Genomic DNA, 22,961 nt, shown 5'->3' on the forward strand with positions numbered 1-22,961 from the left:
GGTTCAAGCAGTTATTTTTTAGGAATTTTTTGCAAATGGAAATATATTTAGTCGGCGGTGCAGTGCGAGATCAACTACTCGGCTTGCCTGTTAAAGATAGAGATTTTTTAGTAGTTGGTGCCACACCTGAAATGTTAATTTCGCAAGGCTTTCAACAAGTTGGGGCGGATTTCCCTGTCTTTCTTCACCCGAGAACGAAAGAAGAATATGCCCTCGCCCGCCAAGAACGCAAAAATGGCAGTGGCTACAATGGCTTTATTTGCGATTTTTCGCCTACTGTTACCCTTGAGCAAGATTTAATCCGCCGTGATTTAACCATTAACGCAATCGCCCTAGATGAACAAGGCAAATTGCACGACCCTTATAAGGGTGCAGACGATCTTAAAAACCGTGTTCTCCGTCATATTTCCCCTGCGTTTAGTGAAGATCCGCTACGGGTACTGCGAGTGGCTCGTTTTGCCGCACGTTTTCACGCTTTTGGCTTTAAAGTTGCCCCTGAAACTCTCAAGCTAATGCGAGAAATAACTAAAAGTGGCGAGCTTGAAAACTTAACCAGCGAACGTGTTTGGCTCGAAACACAAAAAGCGTTTGAAACGGATAATCCGCAAATTTATTTCCATATTCTGCGTTTAGTCGGTGCATTAAAGGTGCTTTTTCCTGAAGTAGATCGCTTATTCGGTGTGCCACAACCTGCTCAACATCACCCTGAAATTGATTCGGGCATTCATACATTAATGGTCATTGAACAAGCCAAAAAACTTGCAAAAAAAGCAGAAAATCCGACCGCTTTACTTTTTGCGGCTCTCTGCCACGACTTAGGAAAAGGCTTAACTCCAACAGATATTTTGCCCCATCACTATGGTCACGAAGTTAAAGGAATAAAACCTACTCGTGAGTTGGCTAATCGCTTAAAAGCCCCGACAGACGTTAAAGATTTTGCGATTTTGGTTGCTGAATATCACACCCATTGCCATAAAATGGCAGAGCTTCGCCCGGAAACCGTGATTAAATTATTTAATACTCTTGATGTTTGGCGTAAACCAAAACGCTTTTTTGATTTCTTACTTGCTTGTGAAGCCGATGCAAGAGGCAGAAAAGGTTTTGAGGAAAGAGATTATCCCCAACCTGAATTAGCCAAAGCTTATTACCAAGCCGCTATCGAAATTGATGTTCAGCAAGTAATTGCCGATGGTTTTGAAAAACAGGCGATTCGAGAAGAGCTTAATAAGCGTAGAGTGAAAGCAATTAAAGAAATAAAACAGATTTTATCCTTACCTAAAAGCTAAGGATTGATATACCACCTTGGAAAAGTATATTTTTTATGCTTAAAAATGAATTTATATGCAAAAATATTGAATAAATAATCAATATGTTGTATTTTATAAATATTGGTTGCACGCAAACGATTGCCGTATTAGAATTTATCGCCTACTTCTAGTATAGGTTAATGGCGACTTGTAAGTACCAACCCCAATTCATTTTTAGGAGTAAATAATGTCTCAATCTGCAATTTTAGTTCTTGCTGATGGATCAACCTTTCAAGGAAAATCCATTGGTTATCAAGGACATACTATCGGCGAAGTGGTATTTAATACCGCAATGACCGGCTATCAGGAAATCTTAACCGATCCCTCCTACACCAAACAAATCGTTACCTTAACTTATCCACATATTGGAAATACTGGAACAAATAACGAAGACGTAGAATCCAACAATATCTGTGCCGCAGGGCTTATTATTCGAGATCTTCCTCTTCTTCATAGCAATTTCCGTGCTAATTCCTCTCTTTCTGATTACTTAGTTTCACACAAAATTGTCGCTATTGCGGATATTGATACCCGCCGTTTAACCCGTCTTTTACGTGAAAAAGGGGCTCAGGCGGGTTGTATTTATGTATTAGCCGAAAATGAAAGTGTTGAGCAAGCGGTCGAAAAAGCGAAAAATTTTGCAAACAGTTTCGGATCAATGGCAGGCAAAGACTTAGCTCAAGAAGTAACTTGTGCCCAAGCCTACCAATGGAATGAGGGTGAATGGCATTTACCAGTTACCAACAATGGCAAGCCGTTTAACCAAATCGAAAATCCGGAATTTAACATTGTTGCCTATGATTACGGCGTAAAAACCAACATTTTGCGTATGCTTGCCGAACGTGGCTGTCGCATTACGGTTGTACCGGCAAAAACGTCGGCTGATGAAGTATTGGCATTGAATCCGGACGGTATATTTCTCTCTAATGGCCCGGGCGATCCTGAGCCTTGTGATTATGCCATTACCGCAATCCAAAAAATTCTTGAAACCAAAATCCCTGTTTTCGGCATTTGCTTAGGGCATCAACTGTTAGGCTTGGCAGCCGGCGGTAAAACCAAAAAAATGGTATTCGGGCATCACGGAGCAAACCACCCAGTGCAAGATTTAGACAGTCAAAAAGTGTTGATTACCAGCCAAAACCACGGTTTTGAAGTGGACGAAGCAAGCCTGCCAGAAAACGTATGTATCACTCACCGCTCTTTATTTGACGGCACCGTACAAGGGATAGAATTAACCGACCGCCCAGCGTTTTCGTTCCAAGGTCACCCAGAAGCCAGCCCAGGCCCACACGATGTCGCCTATTTATTCGACCGTTTTATTGCGGATATGAGAAACAGAAAATAATTGAAAAAGTAAAGAGCCGTTGATTACGCTTTTATACTGAGACCGTTAGGTCTTCTTGGGCCGGTTGCTAAGCTTGTCGAAGCAGACGGTTGCTGAGTCTCTGAGACGGTTGCTGAGCTTGTCGAAGCATCGTCTCAACACAACAAGGTTAAAAAATGAAAGGTTGGATGTACATCTTAAAATGCTCTGATGGTAGCTATTACACAGGAAGTACAAAGAATTTGGAAGTTCGATTGTATGAGCATCAATCAGGTAAAGGTGCCCAATATACACAAAAACGCTTACCTGTTGAATTAGTTTATTGTGAAGAATTTGAACGAATAGATCTTGCTTTTTACAGAGAAAAGCAAGTTCAAGGCTGGAGTAGAGCTAAAAAAGAAGCCTTAATTTCTAATAGATATGAAATGTTACCTGAATTATCAAAATCTAAAGGGAATGATGGGGGGAAGGATAATTGCTGAGACTATGCTTCGACAAGCTCAGCAACCGTCTCAGCGTGTTCAGCAATCATCTGCTTCGACAAGCTCAGCAACCGTCTCAGCGTGTTCAGCAATCATCTGCTTCGACAAGCTCAGCAACCGTCTCAGCGTGTTCAGCAATCATCTGCTTCGACAAGCTCAGCAACCGTCTCAGCGTGTTCAGCAATCATCTGCTTCGACAGGTTCAGCAATCGTCTCAGCGTGTTCATCAACCGTCTCAGAGATGGCTTTATTAACAGTTAAATATAAATCAGTTACATAGAGAAAATAAAAATGCCAAAACGTACAGATATAAAAACGATCCTGATTATTGGTGCAGGCCCGATTGTGATTGGGCAGGCGTGTGAATTTGACTACTCCGGTGCACAGGCGTGTAAGGCGTTGCGTGAAGAGGGGTATAAAGTGGTGCTGGTTAATTCCAACCCAGCAACCATTATGACCGACCCGAATATGGCGGACGTTACCTACATTGAGCCGATTGAGTGGCAAACGGTAGCGAAAATCATTGAAAAAGAGCGTCCAGATGCGATTTTGCCGACAATGGGTGGGCAAACTGCGTTAAATTGTGCCTTAGCTCTCTCTAAAAATGGCATACTGAAAAAATATAATGTCGAACTTATCGGGGCGACAGAAGATGCTATCGATAAAGCCGAAGACCGTGGACGTTTTAAAGAAGCAATGGAAAAAATCGGCTTAAATACGCCGAAATCCTTTGTTTGCCATAGCTTTGAAGAGGCGTTATCGGCACAAGAGCAAGTCGGCTTTCCGACCCTAATTCGTCCGTCTTTCACAATGGGCGGTTCAGGCGGTGGTATCGCTTATAACCGTGATGAATTTATGGCGATTTGTGAGCGTGGTTTTGAAGCCTCGCCAACCCACGAATTGTTGATTGAACAGTCGGTACTCGGCTGGAAAGAGTACGAAATGGAAGTAGTACGTGATAAAGCGGACAACTGCATTATCATCTGTTCGATTGAAAACTTCGATCCGATGGGCGTGCATACCGGCGACTCCATTACCGTTGCACCAGCTCAAACCTTGACCGACCGTGAATACCAAATTATGCGTAACGCCTCTTTGGCGGTATTACGTGAGATCGGGGTAGATACTGGCGGTTCAAACGTACAGTTTGCGATCAACCCTGAAAATGGCGAAATGATCGTGATCGAAATGAACCCTCGTGTCAGCCGTTCTTCCGCCTTAGCAAGTAAAGCGACCGGTTTCCCGATTGCCAAAGTGGCGGCGAAATTGGCGGTGGGCTATACCTTAAACGAACTGCGTAACGACATTACCGGCGGTTTAATCCCAGCCTCATTTGAGCCGACCTTAGACTATGTAGTCACGAAAATTCCACGCTTTGCCTTTGAGAAATTTGCCAACGCAGACGACCGCTTAACCACTCAAATGAAATCGGTGGGCGAAGTGATGGCGATGGGAAGAACATTCCAAGAGAGCTTACAAAAAGCGTTGCGTGGCTTAGAAACCGGTATTTGCGGTTTTAACCTGTTATCGGAAGAGCCGGAAAAAATCCGTCGTGAACTTGCCAACCCAGGCCCGAACCGTATTCTGTATGTGGCGGACGCATTCGGTGCCGGATTTAGTTTGGAAGAAGTGCATCACTATTCCAAAATCGATCCGTGGTTCTTAATCCAAATCCAAGATTTAGTCCAAGAAGAGTTAGCCTTAGAGAAAAAATCATTAAGCGATTTAGACGGTGCGGAAATTCGCCGTTTAAAACGCAAAGGGTTCTCTGACAAACGCATTGCCCAGCTGACCAAAGTCAGCGAAAAAGCGGTGCGTGATTATCGCCATAGCTTAAACGTCTTGCCGGTGTATAAACGGGTAGATACCTGTGCGGCGGAATTTGCTTCCGATACTGCTTATCTCTATTCGACCTACGAAGAAGAGTGTGAGGCGAACCCGTCCGACCGCAAAAAAGTGATGATCTTAGGCGGTGGGCCAAACCGTATCGGACAAGGGATTGAATTTGACTACTGCTGTGTCCACGCTGCCCTAGCGTTGCGTGAAAGCGGTTTTGAAACCATTATGGTGAACTGCAACCCAGAGACCGTTTCTACCGATTTTGATACGTCCGACCGCTTGTATTTTGAGCCATTAACGTTGGAAGACGTGTTGGAAGTGATCCGTGTCGAACAGCCGTGGGGCGTGATTGTGCATTATGGCGGTCAAACACCGTTGAAATTGGCGAATGCGTTGCACGACAACGGGGTAAACATTATCGGTACATCGGCGGACAGCATTGATGCGGCGGAAGACCGTGAGCGTTTCCAAAAAATCTTGCACGATCTCAACTTAAAACAACCGGCAAACCGCACCGCACGCAACGCCCAAGAGGCGGTTGCCTTAGCTAATGAAGTCGGCTATCCGTTGGTGGTGCGTCCGTCTTATGTATTGGGCGGACGTGCGATGCAGATCGTCTATAACGATGAAGAATTGAACAAATATATGCGTGAGGCGGTATCGGTTTCCAACGACAGCCCAATCTTGCTTGACCACTTCTTAAACAATGCAATTGAAGTCGATGTGGACTGTATCTGCGACGGTGAAGATGTGGTGATTGGCGGTATTATGCAACACGTTGAGCAAGCCGGTATTCACAGCGGCGATAGTGCCTGCTCATTACCGCCCTATTCATTAAGCCAAGAAATTCAAGACGAAATCCGCCGCCAAACCAAAGAAATGGCGTTCGCATTAGGGGTAAAAGGCTTGATGAACGTGCAGTTTGCGGTGCAAAACGATGTGGTGTATGTGTTGGAAGTCAATCCACGTGCCAGCCGTACCGTGCCTTATGTGAGCAAAGCCACAGGACGCCCATTAGCGAAAATCGCCGCCCGTGTGATGGCGGGTATCTCGCTTAAAGAACAGAATGCGTTAAACGAAGTTATTCCTGAAAAATATTTTGTGAAAGAGGCGGTTTTCCCATTCATTAAATTCCCGGGCGTAGATACGGTGTTAGGGCCGGAAATGCGTTCGACAGGGGAAGTAATGGGTGTGGGCGAAACCTTTGCCGAAGCGTTCTTCAAAGCCCAGCTAGGGGCAGGCGAACGTATTCCGAAAGTGGGCAAAGTGTTTATGTCGGTAATGGACGAACACAAAACCGCCCTGCTTGACGTGGCGAAACGTTTCCAAGCCGAAGGTTACGGCTTATGTGCCACATTCGGCACGGCGAAATTCCTGCGTGAAAACGGCATTGGCGTGCAGACGATCAACAAAGTGCGTGAAGGCAGGCCGCACATTGTCGATGCAATTAAAAACGATGAGATTGCGATAGTAATCAATACGGTAAGTGGTGATCCAGAAGTGATTGCTGATAGTCACTCAATCCGTCGCACTGCCCTACAACAACGTGTCCCGGTTTACACCACCATTGCCGGTGCAGATGCCGTTTCCGTCGGTGTGAAACATATCAACGAATTTGATGTGTATTCCGTACAGGAACTGCACCAAGATTTAGGTTAAGTCTTGGGGTTTAAGTAGAGAAAAGAAAGGCATATCGGAGGATATGCCTTTCTTTTCGGAGGCTATGTCAGCCCCATTAAAATTACCAAACCTGCCGGTTTAAATGCCTCTCTTTCTTTATTTTTACAAAAATAAATCTGTAATCAGATAAATATATTTAATTTATCCACTTTTTTTTTATGGTTATTTAGCGTTATAATTGCCTCCTTTAAAAACAAGAATTATTTTTATAAAAGGAGACATAATGAAAAAGAATGCAATCACCTTATCTTTAGTTGCATTGTTTAGCTTACCTACTTGGGCGGAGGAAACAGTTGAGCTCAATGAAATTAATGTTAATGCTCAAGATGGGCTGGCTGATTCAATTTTGAAACAAAAATCGAATATTAGTGACAATGTTGTAAATAAAGAGAAGTTAAAAACTCGATCTGCAACACTCGGCAATGCTTTAGCTGGCGAGTTAGGTGTTCACTCTAATCCATTTGGTGGTGGGGCAAGTAAGCCAATTATTCGTGGGCAAGATGGTGTACGAGTTAAAATCTTACAAAATGGTACTGATGTTATTGATATGTCTAATCTTTCTCCAGACCACGTTGTTGCAACAGATACGCTACTAGCTAATAAGGTTGAACTCGTAAGAGGTGCCAGCACGCTATTATATAGTACCGCCTCACCTGCTGGGGTTGTGAATGTGGTTGATGCCCGTATTCCAAACCAAATGCCTATGGGGTTATTGACAGAAAAAATCGAGGGTGAAGCATTAATTCGCTATAACACGGGCAGTAAAGAAAAAGTTGTTACTTCTGGAGTGAGCTTAGCCTTAACCGATAATATTGTGGCTCGTATTGAAGGGCTAAAACGTAATGCCGATGATTATAAAGTGCCAGAATTTAAGTCAGATAAAGTATTAAATTACTTGCCTGATAGTAATAATAAATCAACGGTTGGTACTTTCGGGTTATCTTATATCGGTGATAAAGGTTTTATCGGAGCTTCTTATAGTAAACGTAAAGATAAATACGGAATACCAGGACACAACCACAATTATGATAGCTGTACTGCACATTTTATTAGTGCGATTGATAACCCTGAACGGGCAGTTGCAGGACGTTATTATCTGAATGCCTACCCTCATTTAATGGATGATGAAGATATTGTTGATACCCCACATTTTGATGGTTGTCGTCTAACTGAACACGGCGAAGATCACGGACATAGCCACGATCAGCCTTTTGGTTTTGAACATAATCATAACCATTCTGGGCCTTGGGTAGATATGAAAATGTCTCGCTATGATTTACGAGGTGAACTCAATAATCCGACATCTTGGTTAGAAAAAGCAAAACTCAGCCTTACTTATGCTGATTACTACCACGATGAAAAAGATCCTGGTAACCCTGAACGTAGAACGGGAATTGAAGAAGGTTTTACGGCCCAAGGAGATTATGGACACGCAGCTGCTATTTTTAAAAATAAAGGTTTTAATAGCCGTCTTGAATTTTACCACTCGCCAATTTCATTTTGGAATGCCGAGTTAAAAGGTGTGTTCGGTGGGCAATACCAAACCCAAAAATCAAGTGCATTAACACCATACCTACCAAGCTATGGAAACACAAAAGGGGCGGATCCTCGTAATCTACTTGTGCCACATACAAATAAAAACTTCAGCTTATTTGCCCTTGAAAAGCTGAAAAAGAATAATGTGACTTTTGAAGGTGCAATTCGTTATGAAAGACAAAAAACACCTATTGATTATAATCACGAGTTATTAGCAGAAAAACTCGAACGTTATAAGGAAGGTGCTGCTATTGTGGCAAGAACACCTCGCCACCCAGACCTTACACCTTATAAAGAAAGTGCATTATCCTATTCAACTTCATTTTTATGGGATTTTGCTAAAAACCATCAACTTAACTTGATTTATTCTCATAATGAACGTTTACCGGCACCAATGGAACTTTATTACAGTGGTAAGCATCTTGCGACCAACTCTTTTGAATACGGTAACAAAGATTTGAAGAAAGAAAAATCAGATAATATCGAATTAGGGCTTGCCTATAATGGGGAGAATTTTGGTTATAAAACCAGTGCCTATTATAGTAAATTTGATAACTATATCTTCAATGAAAATATTGCTAAAAAAGGGAATTTATATATCCGCCGTTATAACCAAACTACCGCAAAATTTTATGGTTTAGAAGGCGAACTAATATTCCCAGTTGGAGATAATCATCAAATTACCTTCTTTGGTGATGTAGTAAGAGGCAAAATTGGTAATCTATCGCCTGTAAAAGGTAAACTTATCGCCTCAAATACAAAATGGATGTATTTTGATGAAGATACCAAAGAGATGCCAGTTGATGAAGAGGGGTATTATGATGATGAAAGCTCAATGGTTTGTAGTAATAAAAGCCCTGAGCAATGGGGAGCAATAAACCCTGACAATGAATGTGCAACAACGATCAATGTTTATAAAAATGGGACATTAACACCAGGTGAAGAAGATTATGATGTCTTAGAACGGAAATCGACTATTTCTCCAAGATTACCGCCTATGCGTTTAGGGTTTCGTTACCAAGGGGCGATTGGCGAGCATTGGTTAGTCAATTTAGAATATAGTCGTATCTTTAAACAAGATAGAATTTCTACTTCAACTATTGCAATAAAACCTGCAATGAGAGATGAAAATGGCAACTTAACACTTGATGATAATGATAAACCAATCTATTACTATCATCCAGACAATACACAAAAAATGCAACCTCGTTATATTACTGAAAATGTGACGAAAGGGTATAACTTACTAAATGTGGGAATTGATTATAATCGAGTGATTAAAGGGATTGACTATACTCTTTCACTAAGAGCTGATAATCTCTTAAATGAAAAAGTTTATATTCACAATTCATTCTTACCTTATGTACCACAAATGGGACGTAATTTTACCTTTGCGGTTAATATGAAATTCTAATAAAACAAAAGTGCGAGCTATTTTGGCTCGCACTTATTTTTCACTCCTTCATTCAGTTCTTTTATTAATTAATAATCTTAGGCTAAATAGAATTAATAAGCTAATGCCTAAGTTAGCAAATATAAATGCTCCGAACCCAAGCATTGATAAAGGCTCAAATTTATAAATTTCTACCGCACCTCGTGCCATTGCGGCTAATCCAAATGAGAATGCCCAAAAACTCATTGAAAATCCATTTTCTATAATCCAATTAAAATTCCGTAATACAAAACAAAGTTGAACAAACCCATATCCCCATAGCATTTTTACAAACAAATCAACTTCCCCACCAATGACGAGATAAGCTGCCGAACCAACAAAAGAGGGAGCAAGTACAATACCTAATGATGGACGAGCAATAGGAAATAAAGGGCTTAGTCTCATTCGTTGTAGCATTATAGGCTCGTGAGCCAACCAAGAAAGAATACCGATGCCGAAAAAGAGAGACCCAATATCATTTAAGCCTATTAGACCAAATGAGCTTGCCATTGTAAAGCAAGCGGCTATAGGAGGTAGGTAGTGTACTGGGTGTAACGTATCTGGCAAAAACTGTGTTCCATTCCATAAACGACCAATTACTAGAATGAGAAAAATTAAATGTACAATTACCCCTAGAAAAATCAATGGCTGACCCAATGATATATCCCATAAGTACAAAATATCGCCTGTTATCATCGTTGTCATTGTAACGAGAGAAAATAGAGAACACTGTACAGGATGAAGGAATTCCGCTTTAATCTGCTCAAAATAAAAAATAGCCCGATAAATATAACAGCCAATTAAAGTTGCCCAGAGAATAATAGAAACTAAGCCTATTGCATTACCAATTTGTTGGGCATAAATATAAATTTTCTCTGCATTTAACCAAGATAGACTTAAAGCCCCTAGCCCTAATGGCATAGCAAAGAAACCTGTTGTGATTGGAAAGTTTTTTGATGAATTCATAGGAATAAATTATTTGTAATTCGTTCTCAGAGCTACTTTAGGCTTTGACACTTGAGGAAATTAATATTGTAAATATTTTACAATTTCTAACCGCTTGTCGCTATAAAAAATAAAAACCCAAAGCTTTCACTTTAGGTTTTTGCGGTTTATTCGTACTCTTCTAACCAGATTGTTAAAATGGCTTCAAGAATATGTTCGTTTGATGCTTCTGGATCATCGTCGAAATCTTCCATTTCACAAATCCATTTATGCATATCAGTAAAACGAACAGTGGTTGGGTCTAAATCTGGGTTCATATCATACAGATTTTCTGCGATCATTCGCGTATCAGTCCATTTCATTAGTGTGCAGCCTCATTTGCGTGGTTTAAGTTATATTTTGGAATTTCAACAACTAAGTCTTCATCACCAACAACGCATTGGCAACTTAAACGGCTGTCCATCTCTAAACCCCAAGCTTTATCCAGCATATCTTCTTCTTGATCCGATGTGTCATTTAAAGAATCAAAACCTTCACGAATAACAACGTGGCAAGTCGTACAAGCACAAGAACAATCACAAGCGTGATGAATTTCAACACCCGCATCGTGTGCGACTTCTAATAAATTATCGCCCGGTTTAGCTTCAACTACCATACCTTCTGGACAAAACTCTTCGTGTGGAAGAAATACAATTTTTGGCATTTTAAGTTCCTTTTGATTTAATCCCATTCAATATTGTCTAAATGTTCGCCGATGAAATTTAAAATTTCTTCTTCGTGTTCCACTAAATAGACAATAATATTTTTCAATTCTCGGATTTTTTCTTTATTTTTTTCCGAAAGCGGATAAGTCGCATAATAACATCCTGCTTCCGGATCTTCTTCTAATAACTCTAATAGGCTCGGACGATAAACACTTAAATAAGCACGTAAAAATGCAGCCCAGTTATAGCCGTTCATATAGGCTGGTTCATATTCAGCATTAATTCTCTCGCCTAATTCAAACAGACGGTTATCTTCTAAATCAAGCTCTATAGAAAGGGTTCTGAATTTTTCAGAGAGTTCTGTTTTTACATAATCAGACATTATTTCTCCTTATACTAATTCATCCATTTTTTTACCTGCTAACGCTTTTTGAATTGATAAATTCATTCGGCGAGCGGCAAACTCTTGAGTCGCAATATCTAAATCTTTAATGCCTTGCTGAATCGCAGTGCGATCAGCACCTTTTTTCAGTTCAATTAATTTAGCTATTTCGGCCTCGATCACTTTAAATTCATCAACGCTAAGTACTTCTGCACCGTCTTCTTGTAAAGCAGAGATTACTGTATCAATAACACGATCAGCTTCTACTCTTTGCTCTGCTAATTGACGAGCCTGCATATCTTCTTGGGCATTTGCCATTGAAGATTTAATCATCTTCGTAACTTCTTCATCAGTTAAACCATAAGAAGGCTTAATTTGGATAGAAGCCTGAACGTTAGTTGATTTTTCCATAGCGGTTACATTTAATAAACCATCTGCATCAACTTGGTAGGTAACGCGAATAGTCGCCGCACCGGCTACCATTGGAGGAATACCACGTAGAGTAAAACGTCCAAGAGAACGACAATCTTCCACTAATTCACGCTCACCTTGTAATACGTGAACCGTCATTGCGGTTTGCCCATCTTTTGCGGTGGTAAATTCTTGCGCACGAGCAACAGGAATCGTGGTATTACGTGGAATAATTTTCTCTACTAATCCGCCCATTGTTTCAATACCAAGGGATAGCGGCACAACGTCTAATAAAAGCATATCAGAGTCTGGCTTATTACCCACTAAAATATCTGCTTGCACTGCAGCACCAATCGCTACTACTTTATCTGGGTCGATTGATGTTAATGGTGTTTTTCCAAAAAACTCCCCGACTTGTTCACGCACAAATGGTACTCGGGTTGAACCACCAACCATTACTACTTCACGCACTTCTTCCGATTCTACCCCTGCATCTTTTAATGCTCGGCGACAAGTCATTAGAGAACGTTTTACAAGCGGTTGAATTAGTTCATTAAATTGCAAACGGCTAACTGTACCTGTCCAATTTGCAAAATTTATCTCAATTTCGACCGCTTGCGAAAGAGCGACTTTTGTTTGAGTAGCAAGAGTTAATAATTCACGCTGCTCACCTGCCGTTTTGGGTTGATGATTTGCTTGTTCTGCAATCCAATCTGCTAATAAATGGTCAAAGTCATCACCACCTAAAGCTGTATCGCCTGCGGTTGCAAGCACTTCAAATATGCCTTTACGTAAGCGTAAGATAGATAAGTCAAAAGTACCGCCACCTAAGTCATAAACAGCAATAACACCTTCTTGACCGCTGTCTAAGCCATAAGCAATCGCAGCCGCTGTCGGTTCATTTAATAAACGTAAAACATTCAAGCCTGCTAAACGAGCGGCATCTTTCGTACTTTGACGTTGTGCATCGTCAAAATAAGCCGGTACGGTAATCACAACGCCCGATAATTCGCCAGCTAAACGTTGTTCCGCAAATTGTGCTAAATGGCTTAAAATATCAGCTGAAACTTCAACTGGGCTTTTACTACCCTGTGCTGTTTGAATTAATGGCAAACCATTTTCTGTTGCACTAAATTGATAAGGCAAATTGCTATAACGCTGCTCTACATCTTTTAATGAGCGACCGATTAGTCTTTTTGCAGAAATTACCGTATTTTTCGGATCGAGAGATGCTTTCGCAAAAGCCTCTACACCTACAATTTTTTGATTTTCTGCATAATGCACCACTGAGGGTACTAATGCACGTTCTTGTGCATCTAATAAAACTTGTGCTTGCCCGCTACGTACAGTTGCAACTAATGAATTTGTTGTCCCTAAGTCAATTCCTACCGCTAATCTATGTTGATGTGGAGCGGCTGTTTGACCGGGTTCAGCAATTTGAAGTAATGCCATTATATTTTTATCTCTCTAAATATATCCTCTTCCATTTGGAAGAAATTAAACTTTAAGCCACCGAATATCCCATATTTTCAGGTGCAAATTCGCCTTGGTAGTGGCGTTCGATTGGCACGGCAATTTTGCTATTAATATCTAAAATTTGATGTCCTTGTAATTTTGCAATATCCGCTTGCCAGCTATCCCAACGTAAATCTTTATAAAAATTATCTAAATCACCAGCCAATGCCCAACCTAAAAATTCTGAATACGTTAAATTGGTATTTTCCCAGTTTTTATTTTTAGGGTGGTGATAATAAACTTTACCGATTTCTGAACCAATCCCACCAGCGTTAATCGCAAAATAACCACCGATTGCATCATCTGCAATTAATAAGTGGCTTGGTTGCTCGCCAGATTGTTTAAAGGTTTTGCCAAAATTCCAATCAAATAGACCACGTGGTAACTTTTCATTGCCCGAGCCTAAAAGACGCAACCAGCCGTGATCAATAAAAACACCGCCCGTTTCATAGGCTATTGCCCCAAGCGGAGAACGGGTAGAAAGTTGCATACCGACCAAGCAACTTCCAGCATCTTCAGGATAACTTGCTAAAATTTCGTAATGATTTGTCGCTTGTGTAAACCAATCTCTTAAAATCAACCAAGCAGATTGTTTATCTACTAATTCTTCTAAACTTTTCATTTGCAAAATTTCCTTAAAAAATAACCGCTTGTATTACATATCAAAAAACTTTTCTTCCACTTTTTCAATTTGAATAATTAATTTTTTGAAATAGCGTAAACGATCCGTTAAGGCATTTGCTTGTTGCCACTTTTGTTCATTTAATTGGCTTTCAAGCTGTTCAAGTACGGCTTTTTGTTCTGTTTTTATCTGTTTTAAAAAAGCAGTTAATTCAGTTTCATCTTGACGATGCTCTATTGTCTCAAGTTTCTCGTGCCATTCAAGTTGTTGCATTAAAAACTCAACATCTCGCATACTTTTTTCTTCAAGGTTTTTAGATTCACCTGTGTGAATTTCAATAATAGCTTCAGCTCGTAAAATCGGATCTTTAAGGATATTTAACGCTTCATTCACATCTGCTGATTTTTGCACCGCTGCAAGCTGTTCAGCATTTGAAGTATGGGCAAAGTTATCAGGGTGAAGTTGTTTTTGTAATGCAAGATAACGCTCTGAAAGCTGAGCGTTATCGATTTGGAATTGAACTGGGAGATCAAATAGTGTAAATGGATTATTCATTATCTTTCCTTACACATTAAAACTTTCACCACACCCACATTCATTTTTCACATTTGGGTTGGTATATTTAAAACCTTCGTTTAAGCCTTCTTTTACAAAATCTAATTGGGTACCGTCTAGGTAAGCAAGGCTTTTTTCATCAACAATGATTTTTACCCCAAATTGTTCAAATACGTGATCATCTTCATTTAACACATCAACGAATTCAAGCACATAAGCTAATCCTGAGCATCCTGACGTTTTAACACCTAAACGTAAACCAATTCCTTTACCACGGTTTTCAAGGAATGTGCGAACTCGATCTGCTGCTACTTCTGTTAATGTTATTGCCATAATTTATCCTTTAATTTGTTAAATCAAGAAAATCTTACACTAAAAATACTTATTTTAAATGAAAATTTTTTGAAAAATTAGACCGCTTGTTGTTTTTATTTGAAGTTCACTTACCTAAAAATGTAAATGGTGGGACATTAGTCCCACCTTAATCTTTAAGTTTGGATTATATTATTTACCGTTTTTCTCTTTGTAATCTGCAATCGCTGCTTTGATTGCATCTTCCGCCAAGATTGAACAGTGAACTTTCACCGGTGGTAATTCTAATTCTTCTGCGATGTCGCTGTTTTTAATTGCACCCGCTTCATCTAAAGATTTACCTTTTACCCATTCAGTAATTAAAGAGCTTGATGCGATTGCAGAACCACAACCATATGCTTTAAAACGTGCATCCTCAATAATACCGTCATCATTTACTTTAATTTGTAAACGTAAAATATCGCCACAAGCTGGTGCTCCTACCATACCTGTACCAATATCTGTAGCTTCTTTATCAAAAGTCCCTACGTTACGTGGGTTTTCGTAATGGTCGATTACTTTTTCACTATATGCCATTTTGTATTCCTCGAGTATTGGGCGAATATAATTCGCCCCTACATTAAATTTTCATTTTTGACGTAAATACGCCATATCCTGTTTTGTGTGGGCGAATTACATTCGCCCACACAAATTAGTGGTGATTCCACTCAATTTTTGATAAATCTACACCTTCTTTAAACATTTCCCAAAGTGGAGAAAGTTCACGTAATTTCACAATCGCTTTTTTCACGATTTCGATAGTGTGATCAATTTCTTCTTCAGTTGTCCAACGACCAACAGTGAAACGAATTGAACTATGTGCTAATTCATCATCACGGCCGATTGCACGTAATACGTAAGAAGGCTCTAAACTTGCAGAGGTACAAGCTGAACCAGATGAAACTGCGATATCACGTAGTGCCATCATTAAAGATTCACCTTCAACAAAGTTAAAGCTAATGTTTAAGTTTGAATCTACACGCTTTCCTTCTTCCATTGAACCATTTACATAAACTTCTTCAATATCTTTAAAGCCATTATATAAACGATCACGAAGTGCTTTTAAGCGAGGCATTTCAGTTGCCATCTCTTCTTTTGCAATACGATAAGCTTCGCCCATACCGACAATTTGGTGAACAGGTAATGTACCTGAACGCATACCACGCTCGTGACCACCACCGTGAATAATTGCTTCTAAACGTACACGAGGCTTACGGCATACATATAAACCACCGATACCTTTAGGCCCGTATAATTTGTGGCTAGAGAATGACATTAAATCCACTTTTAACTCTTGCACATTCACAGGGATTTTACCCACAGATTGTGTTGCATCTACGTGGAAAATAATTTTCTTCGCACGGCAGATTTCACCAATTGCTTTAATGTCTTGGATGACACCCATTTCATTATTTACGTGCATTACAGAAATTAAAATAGTATCTGGACGGATGGCTGCTTCTAATTTAGCTAAATCTAATAAGCCATCTTCTTCTGGGTCTAAGTAAGTAACTTCAAAACCTTCACGTTCTAACTGACGGCAAGTATCTAATACAGCCTTATGCTCAGTTTTAACCGTAATAATATGTTTACCTTTAGTTTGGTAGAAATGTGCCGCACCTTTAATTGCTAGGTTGTCTGACTCTGTCGCACCCGATGTAAATACGATTTCACGGCTATCTGCACCAATAAGATCAGCGATTTGATTACGTGCAACATCTACCGCTTCTTCAGCTTCCCAACCAAATTTGTGAGAACGAGAAGCAGGGTTACCAAAGATTCCATCTTTGGTCATATATTCCATCATTTTTTTTGCAACACGCTCATCCATTGGTGTTGTTGCAGCATAATCCAAATAAATTGGTAATTTCATTGTTACTCCTGATTAAATAACCAAGCGGTTATTTTTAATAAAAAATTTGCAATTAGTGGTGATGAGGATGTTCGTGACAATGTTCTTTTTCACAATCGTGATCAGAATGTTCAGCGGCTAAATCTGCAACTGAAATTGTGCCTAAAAACTTCTCAATTTGATCCTCTAATCGCTCCCACAAAGAGTGTGTTAAACATTGAGAATCTTTACGACAATTACCACTACCTTTACATCTGGTTACATCAATGTTTTCGTTTACCGCTGAAATAATCATTCCTACGCTAATATCTTCTGGTTTTTTACCTAATTGATAGCCACCACCCGGGCCTCTAACACTTTGTACAATACCATCTCGACGAAGCTGTGCAAATAATTGCTCTAGATAGGAAAGAGAAATAGCTTGACGATCTGAAATATCGGCCAAACTCACAGGTTCTAATTTGCCGTGTAAAGCAATATCTAAAATAGCGGTAACAGCATAACGACCTTTTGAGGTAAGTTTCATAAATATCCCCGTTGATTTTATCCAGAATTTGTTCTGGAAAAGTTGCTAAATTTTGATATACCCCACTAATTTAGTCAAGCATTTACACTAATTAGTGTGAAAGGTTTTATATATTAAAAATGACAAAACTATAAGCACTAATTATACGAAAAATTTCATAAAAACGCCAAAAAAAGTCAAAACACGCTGAGAATTTACGCAATTTATTCGCTAACTGATCGGAACAGATGTTTTTTTTACAAAATTTAATTGATAGAGTGTATTTCGCTCCGTACAATCAGCCCGTTATATTTTTAATAACTATTTTTTATATCTAATTACAACTATCAATCTTAATTAAATATTTTAAGAGATTTCCTATGAATATGAATAAATTTTCAAAAACCTTACTTGCATCATTAGTTACATTAACCTCAGCAGGTGCTTATTCTGCAGCTTTCCAATTAGCTGAAGTTTCAACATCAGGCTTAGGTATGGCTTATGCGGGTAATGCTGCGGTTGCAGATAATGCATCTGTTGTTGCCACTAACCCAGCATTAATGACTTTATTTAAACAAACTGAAGTGTCTGTTGGGGGTATTTTTGTAGATGCAGATATCAACATTGAAGGTAAATTAAATTCAACTGGTAGTGACGCATCACATAAAAATATTGTCCCAAATGCAATTATTCCAAATTTATATGTTGTTTCACCAATTAACGATCGTTTTTCGATTGGTGGCGGTGTAAATGTAAATTACGGCTTAAAATCTGAATTTAGCCCAAACTATAGTGCGGGTTTCTTCGGTGGTCGTACTGATTTAAGTGCTGTAAATGTAAATTTAAGCGGTGCTTACAATCTTGGATATGGATTTAGTATTGGTGCAGGTATTAATGCTGTTCATGCAAAAGCGGAATTAGAGCGTTATTTAGGTGCTATTGCGGCTCGCTTTAGTGAAGCAAAACAGGCATTAGCAAACAATCAAGATTTAATTGATAATGCAATTCAAAATCTCAAAAACCTAGAAACAGCTATCGCAGCTGGAAATACATCACTTGAGACACAAAAAACAGCATTACTTACTCAAGTTAATGGACTTTTACAAGCTAATGGCTTATCTCAAACTATTACAACATCTAATCAATTACAACTATTAGTAAATGGCATAGCCTCGATCAACACAGATACGACAATTCATAAATTAAAAGGCGATAAATGGGGATTTGGTTGGAACGCTGGCTTACTTTATGAAATCAATGAAAATAATCGCTTAGGTATTAGCTACCATTCTGCTATTAACCTGAAATTTAAAGGAAAATACTCAAATACCGTAGCAGTTGCTATTCCAAACGTAGTAAACACTACAACAGGCGGTGCTGAAATCGATGGTTCATTAACATTGCGTTTACCAGCCTATTGGGAAGTTTCAGGCTATCATAAACTCACTGAAAAATTAGCTGCTCAATATAGCTACAAACGCACAAATTGGAGTAGCTTCAAGAGTTTAGATGCTTACGGTCAAAATGATAACTTATTATTCCATAAAGTAGAGAACTTTAATGACTCTCAACGTATCGCATTTGGTTTATCTTATGATTTAAATGAAATGCTTACTCTACGCACAGGTATTGCCTACGATGAAAGTGCAAGTGTAAGAAATCCATCTATTTCAATTCCAGATACTGACCGTACCTGGTACTCTTTAGGTGCAACAGTAAGAGCAACTCCAAACCTATCTGTTGATATTGGTTATTCTCACTTACGTGGAAGTAAATTAACCTTTAATGAAGATAATCTGGCTACTTTTAAAAGCAGAGCAAGAGCTAACCTTTACGGTTTAAATGTTAATTATAAATTCTAATTTAATGAATTAACTAACAAAGACGTGTAAACTTAACTTACACGTCTTTTTTATTGGAATTTAAAATGAAATCGCCAATTTACTACGATTTTTACCAAAGCCCATTAGGTCAATTACTTTTATTAGCCAAGCAAAAGGGCTTAATTTATATTGAATTAGGGCAAGAGCAGCAAACTACATCATTAGAAAATTTTATAAAAGCAACAAATACAAGCGGTCAAGTTTTTGAAATTTTTTGCAAAACAAAAGAAATTTTAGACCGCTATTTTGCAGGTGAAAAACTTGCCTTTGAGCATTTAGATTTTCTAGCACCAGAAGGTACTGCATTTCAACAATCTGTTTGGAAAATCTTACGTCAAATCCCTTATGGCAAAACAACGACTTATGGCGAGATTGCCAAACAGCTTGGCAAACCAAGTGCTATGCGAGCAGTAGGCGGTGCGGTTGGTCGTAATCCGATCTCGATTTTAGTGCCTTGTCATAGAGTATTAGGTAAAAATCAAGCCTTAACTGGTTTTGGTGGTGGATTACCAAATAAACGCTATTTATTACAGCTTGAAGGCATTGAATATCAAGATAAAGGCATTGAATTTGTTAAGCCTAAAATAAAGAAATGGTAAAAAAACAAGCCTGAGTGATAAAAATCACTCAGGCTTCTCTTTATGTTTTTATTTAGCTAATTACACAATACCTTGTTCTAGCATTGCATTTGCCACTTTTTTGAAGCCTGCAATATTAGCACCATTTACATAGTTTACGAAGCCATCTGCTTCGGTACCATTTTCAACACAGTTTTCGTGAATTGCTTTCATAATGTTGAATAAACGTTGATCCACCTCTTCACGAGTCCAAGATAAGCGAATCGCATTTTGGCTCATCTCTAAACCTGAAGTTGCAACACCACCCGCATTTGCAGCTTTGCCCGGTGCATAAAGAATTTTTGCACCGATAAACACTTCAACACCACCTAAAGTAGTTGGCATATTTGCACCTTCCGCTACGCATACACAGCCATTTTTTACTAGCTCTTTTGCATCTTCTGTATCTAACTCATTTTGAGTTGCACAAGGTAATGCGATATCACAAGCAACACCCCAAGGTTTTTGACCTTCAAAGTACTGTAAACCTTGCTCTTTAGCATAAACAGATAAACGCTCACGACGTACATTTTTAAGCTCTAACAATGCTTGTAATTGCTCTTCTGTCATACCTGAATCAGAGAATAATACGTAGCCGTTAGAATCTGAAACTGTTAATACTTTACCACCTTTTTGAAGTACTTTTTCTGAAGCGTATTGTGCTACGTTACCAGAACCTGAAACAACAACACGTTTTCCTTCTAAAGACTCGCCTTTAGTGGCTAACATAGATTCTGCAAAATAAACTGCACCATAACCTGTTGCTTCCGGGCGAATTAAACTACCGCCCCAAGTTAAACTTTTACCAGTTAATACAGAAGTAAACTCATTACTTAATTTTTTATATTGACCAAACATATAACCGATTTCACGGCCGCCAACACCAATATCGCCTGCTGGCACATCGGTATCTGCACCAATATGACGATATAATTCACTCATAAACGCTTGGCAAAAACGCATTACTTCCGCATCTGATTTCCCTTTAGGATCAAAATCAGAACCACCTTTACCACCACCCATTGGCAATGTTGTTAACGCATTTTTAAATACTTGCTCAAAGGCTAAGAATTTTAATACACCTAAATCTACAGTTGGGTGGAAACGAATACCACCTTTGTATGGGCCGATAGCAGAGTTCATTTGAACACGGTAGCCACGATTTACTTGTACGTTGCCTTTATCATCTACCCACGTTACACGAAAGCTAATTACACGCTCAGGCTCAACAATACGTTCTAATAAACCTTGTTGCGTATATTTTGGGTTTTTCGCTAAAAATGGAGCAAGACTGCCGAATACTTCTTCAACTGCTTGATGGAATGGTGCTTGGTTTGGATCACGTTGTTTGATTTTTTGGAAAAGGGCGTTTAAATCGCTCATTACTGACTCCTGATTTTATTTTGATGTTGTGTATTTAAGTTGAGATAAGTCTAGCAAGCATTAATAAAATTGAAAAGGCATATTAGAAAAATTTATCATTAAAATAAGAAAAATTTAGTTTAAATGTCGATTTTTTACACAAAAAAAAGAAACCCACCTTACTTTAAAAGGTGGGTTTCTAGGTTAATTAATGATTAATTTTCAAGATTTATTTCATTGTTTGCATTACTATCATCAATTTTGCTAACTAAACCATTTGCATCAAAATAAACAAATACATTACGTTGTTCTGGCTCATTATACCCTTCACGTTTAATGAACACATAATCCCAACGGTGCGTTTCAAAAATATTTTTTAGCATCGGGGTGCCGAGTACATATTCGACTTGTTCTGGTGTCATTCCCACACGTAATAGATCAATGTTTTCTTGCTCTAAATAATTTCCTTGCGGCACATCAATTCGATAAACCACTTTTTTAACTGTTGAGCAAGATGTTACACTCATTGCGACTAATATCGCTGCGAAAAGAGATTTCATTTTCATATATATTGACCTTTTAACGATACAAAATGTAATGGTAAGAATAATACCTAAACTAATAAAAATTTTCCATTATTTATTACGCTCAAGCTGATCACGTAAATTTGCCGGTAATCCTTTGATTGTTAAACTATCATTTAGTTCATCCCAAATTAAACGTTCGCCTAGTAATTCCGCATTAAAACTAATTGTAACCCCTTTGCCCGAACCCGAATATTTTGTTAGGGCTTTTAAGGTGCTACGCATCGGAGGAATATTCTCTTCTAATCCATAGTCTTCATTTTGAGTAAATTGAGCAAATTCCATTTCATTTAGTATTGGCATTACTTGCGAGACTTCATTTAATGCAATCTCCTCTCCTTGACTCATCTGACCTTTACAATAGTCAAAAACCTGTTTTTTCACTTCTCTGGTTTGTGGGGCCGATAATTCGCCTTGTTCGCAATAATCACTTACTGCTTGCAATAAAGTTTGGTTTTGTACTTGTGGATTAAAGCCTTCTTCCGCACTTAAAAAATCCATAAAGAAATCAGCAATTCTTCGCCCTACTCTGCCTTTCACAAAGGTTAAATAACGGTTTGACTGCGAATTGATTTGTAACTCCGTTAAATTGATACGGCACGCAATATCATATTGAGAAATTTCCAAATATTGTGTGCGTTTTACTTCTAGCTGGTCATCTACCAACATTGAATTACGACTGTCAATTAAAGCAATAAACAAATAGTCGGTTGCTAAAAAAGTATAACGACAAAGAATAAATGTTCCACCTTCAGCAAACGGATATTTAATTAATTCAGAAGCCAACATTTTGGCACAGCTATGGCTAAAAGGCAGAAAATCAGTCTCTTCTTCTAATAATCGATTCAGTTGCTGGGCAAAAACAGATTCAGCTTTAAAAATACCATAAGCCTTTGCCTTTGTTTGATAAGCTTGATGTAACTGCAACATCATTTGATCCACTTCTGCAGAAATATCCAATAAGTTTTCACGCAAAATAGTGTTTAATTCTGGGCTCTCACCTTCTGTTTTATGTAATTGGTGTAAGACGATTTCGGAAACATTTATACTCATTTATTCTATTCTCTTTATTC

The 22,961-nt window shown here is 38.9% G+C and carries 21 protein-coding genes; 7 read left to right on the forward strand and 14 right to left on the reverse strand.

Annotation, left to right across the window (positions count from 1 at the left end; translation table 11 throughout):
* Window positions 1-35 precede the first annotated feature (35 nt).
* The 5 genes from PTQ27_RS01090 (at window position 36) to PTQ27_RS01110 (ending at window position 9,582) form a co-directional block, all read left to right on the forward strand.
* A complete protein-coding gene (locus tag PTQ27_RS01090) occupies window positions 36-1,286 on the forward strand; it encodes a multifunctional CCA addition/repair protein (protein ID WP_273748451.1) in 1,251 nt (416 codons plus the stop codon).
* A gap of 208 nt (window positions 1,287-1,494) precedes the next feature.
* Window positions 1,495-2,652, forward strand: a complete 1,158-nt coding sequence (carA, locus tag PTQ27_RS01095; protein ID WP_273748450.1) for a glutamine-hydrolyzing carbamoyl-phosphate synthase small subunit — start codon at window positions 1,495-1,497, stop codon at window positions 2,650-2,652.
* A gap of 155 nt (window positions 2,653-2,807) precedes the next feature.
* Window positions 2,808-3,113 carry a GIY-YIG nuclease family protein gene (locus tag PTQ27_RS01100; protein ID WP_273748449.1) on the forward strand — a complete coding sequence of 102 codons (306 nt, stop codon included), beginning with the start codon at window positions 2,808-2,810 and terminating at the stop codon, window positions 3,111-3,113.
* Between the two features lie 291 nt (window positions 3,114-3,404).
* Complete coding sequence (carB, locus tag PTQ27_RS01105; RefSeq protein WP_273748448.1) at window positions 3,405-6,611, forward strand: carbamoyl-phosphate synthase large subunit; 3,207 nt, start codon at window positions 3,405-3,407, stop codon at window positions 6,609-6,611.
* A gap of 244 nt (window positions 6,612-6,855) precedes the next feature.
* The gene (locus PTQ27_RS01110) at window positions 6,856-9,582 is read left to right on the forward strand and encodes a TonB-dependent receptor (RefSeq protein ID WP_273748447.1); all 2,727 of its coding nucleotides are present in this window, start codon (window positions 6,856-6,858) and stop codon (window positions 9,580-9,582) included.
* Between the two features lie 48 nt (window positions 9,583-9,630).
* On the opposite strand, the gene PTQ27_RS01115 is transcribed toward PTQ27_RS01110, so the two are convergent.
* The 11 genes from PTQ27_RS01115 to iscR all read right to left on the reverse strand — a co-directional run bounded on the left by PTQ27_RS01115 (window position 9,631) and on the right by iscR (window position 17,463).
* Window positions 9,631-10,566: an SLAC1 family transporter gene (locus tag PTQ27_RS01115; RefSeq protein WP_273748446.1), complete on the reverse strand. Its 936-nt coding sequence runs from the start codon at window positions 10,564-10,566 to the stop codon at window positions 9,631-9,633.
* 146 nt (window positions 10,567-10,712) lie between these two features.
* Window positions 10,713-10,907, reverse strand: coding sequence for a Fe-S cluster assembly protein IscX (gene iscX, locus PTQ27_RS01120; RefSeq protein ID WP_006248391.1), 195 nt, complete (start codon window positions 10,905-10,907; stop codon window positions 10,713-10,715).
* Window positions 10,907-11,248 (reverse strand): ISC system 2Fe-2S type ferredoxin, encoded by a 342-nt coding sequence (fdx, locus tag PTQ27_RS01125; protein ID WP_273748445.1) that lies wholly within the window; start codon window positions 11,246-11,248, stop codon window positions 10,907-10,909. Before fdx ends, iscX begins: the two co-directional genes overlap by 1 nt.
* 17 nt (window positions 11,249-11,265) lie before the next feature.
* Window positions 11,266-11,631 (reverse strand): Imm51 family immunity protein, encoded by a 366-nt coding sequence (locus PTQ27_RS01130; protein ID WP_273748444.1) that lies wholly within the window; start codon window positions 11,629-11,631, stop codon window positions 11,266-11,268.
* 9 nt (window positions 11,632-11,640) lie between these two features.
* Complete coding sequence (gene hscA / locus PTQ27_RS01135; RefSeq protein ID WP_273748443.1) at window positions 11,641-13,494, reverse strand: Fe-S protein assembly chaperone HscA; 1,854 nt, start codon at window positions 13,492-13,494, stop codon at window positions 11,641-11,643.
* A 52-nt stretch (window positions 13,495-13,546) separates the two neighbouring features.
* Window positions 13,547-14,179, reverse strand: a complete 633-nt coding sequence (locus tag PTQ27_RS01140; RefSeq protein ID WP_273748442.1) for a DUF2625 family protein — start codon at window positions 14,177-14,179, stop codon at window positions 13,547-13,549.
* A gap of 33 nt (window positions 14,180-14,212) precedes the next feature.
* Window positions 14,213-14,734, reverse strand: coding sequence for a Fe-S protein assembly co-chaperone HscB (gene hscB / locus PTQ27_RS01145; RefSeq protein WP_273748441.1), 522 nt, complete (start codon window positions 14,732-14,734; stop codon window positions 14,213-14,215).
* A gap of 9 nt (window positions 14,735-14,743) precedes the next feature.
* A complete protein-coding gene (iscA, locus tag PTQ27_RS01150) occupies window positions 14,744-15,067 on the reverse strand; it encodes an iron-sulfur cluster assembly protein IscA (RefSeq protein WP_273748440.1) in 324 nt (107 codons plus the stop codon).
* A gap of 171 nt (window positions 15,068-15,238) precedes the next feature.
* Window positions 15,239-15,622, reverse strand: coding sequence for a Fe-S cluster assembly scaffold IscU (gene iscU, locus PTQ27_RS01155; RefSeq protein WP_273748439.1), 384 nt, complete (start codon window positions 15,620-15,622; stop codon window positions 15,239-15,241).
* Window positions 15,623-15,737: 115 nt separating this feature from the next.
* Window positions 15,738-16,958: an IscS subfamily cysteine desulfurase gene (locus PTQ27_RS01160; protein ID WP_273748438.1), complete on the reverse strand. Its 1,221-nt coding sequence runs from the start codon at window positions 16,956-16,958 to the stop codon at window positions 15,738-15,740.
* A gap of 52 nt (window positions 16,959-17,010) precedes the next feature.
* Window positions 17,011-17,463: a Fe-S cluster assembly transcriptional regulator IscR gene (gene iscR, locus PTQ27_RS01165; RefSeq protein WP_273748437.1), complete on the reverse strand. Its 453-nt coding sequence runs from the start codon at window positions 17,461-17,463 to the stop codon at window positions 17,011-17,013.
* Between the two features lie 359 nt (window positions 17,464-17,822).
* Here iscR and PTQ27_RS01170 point away from each other — a divergent pair, with 359 nt between their 5' ends.
* Entirely contained in the window at window positions 17,823-19,304 is a 1,482-nt protein-coding gene (locus PTQ27_RS01170) for an outer membrane protein transport protein (RefSeq protein WP_273748436.1), read from the forward strand.
* 65 nt (window positions 19,305-19,369) lie between these two features.
* Entirely contained in the window at window positions 19,370-19,924 is a 555-nt protein-coding gene (locus tag PTQ27_RS01175; RefSeq protein WP_273748435.1) for a methylated-DNA--[protein]-cysteine S-methyltransferase, read from the forward strand.
* 60 nt (window positions 19,925-19,984) lie between these two features.
* Here the strand turns inward: PTQ27_RS01175 and gdhA are convergent, their stop codons facing one another.
* The 3 genes from gdhA to yejK all read right to left on the reverse strand — a co-directional run bounded on the left by gdhA (window position 19,985) and on the right by yejK (window position 22,941).
* Window positions 19,985-21,325, reverse strand: a complete 1,341-nt coding sequence (gene gdhA / locus PTQ27_RS01180) for an NADP-specific glutamate dehydrogenase (protein ID WP_273748434.1) — start codon at window positions 21,323-21,325, stop codon at window positions 19,985-19,987.
* A gap of 194 nt (window positions 21,326-21,519) precedes the next feature.
* Window positions 21,520-21,870: an outer membrane protein assembly factor BamE gene (bamE, locus tag PTQ27_RS01185; RefSeq protein ID WP_273748433.1), complete on the reverse strand. Its 351-nt coding sequence runs from the start codon at window positions 21,868-21,870 to the stop codon at window positions 21,520-21,522.
* A gap of 69 nt (window positions 21,871-21,939) precedes the next feature.
* On the reverse strand, window positions 21,940-22,941 hold the full coding sequence (gene yejK, locus PTQ27_RS01190; RefSeq protein WP_273748432.1) for a nucleoid-associated protein YejK: 1,002 nt from the start codon (window positions 22,939-22,941) through the stop codon (window positions 21,940-21,942).
* Between the last annotated feature and the right edge of the window lie 20 nt (window positions 22,942-22,961).

Origin of the sequence: Mannheimia cairinae, from assembly GCF_028649535.1 — a bacterium.
In the GTDB taxonomy this organism is placed as follows: domain Bacteria; phylum Pseudomonadota; class Gammaproteobacteria; order Enterobacterales; family Pasteurellaceae; genus Mannheimia; species Mannheimia cairinae.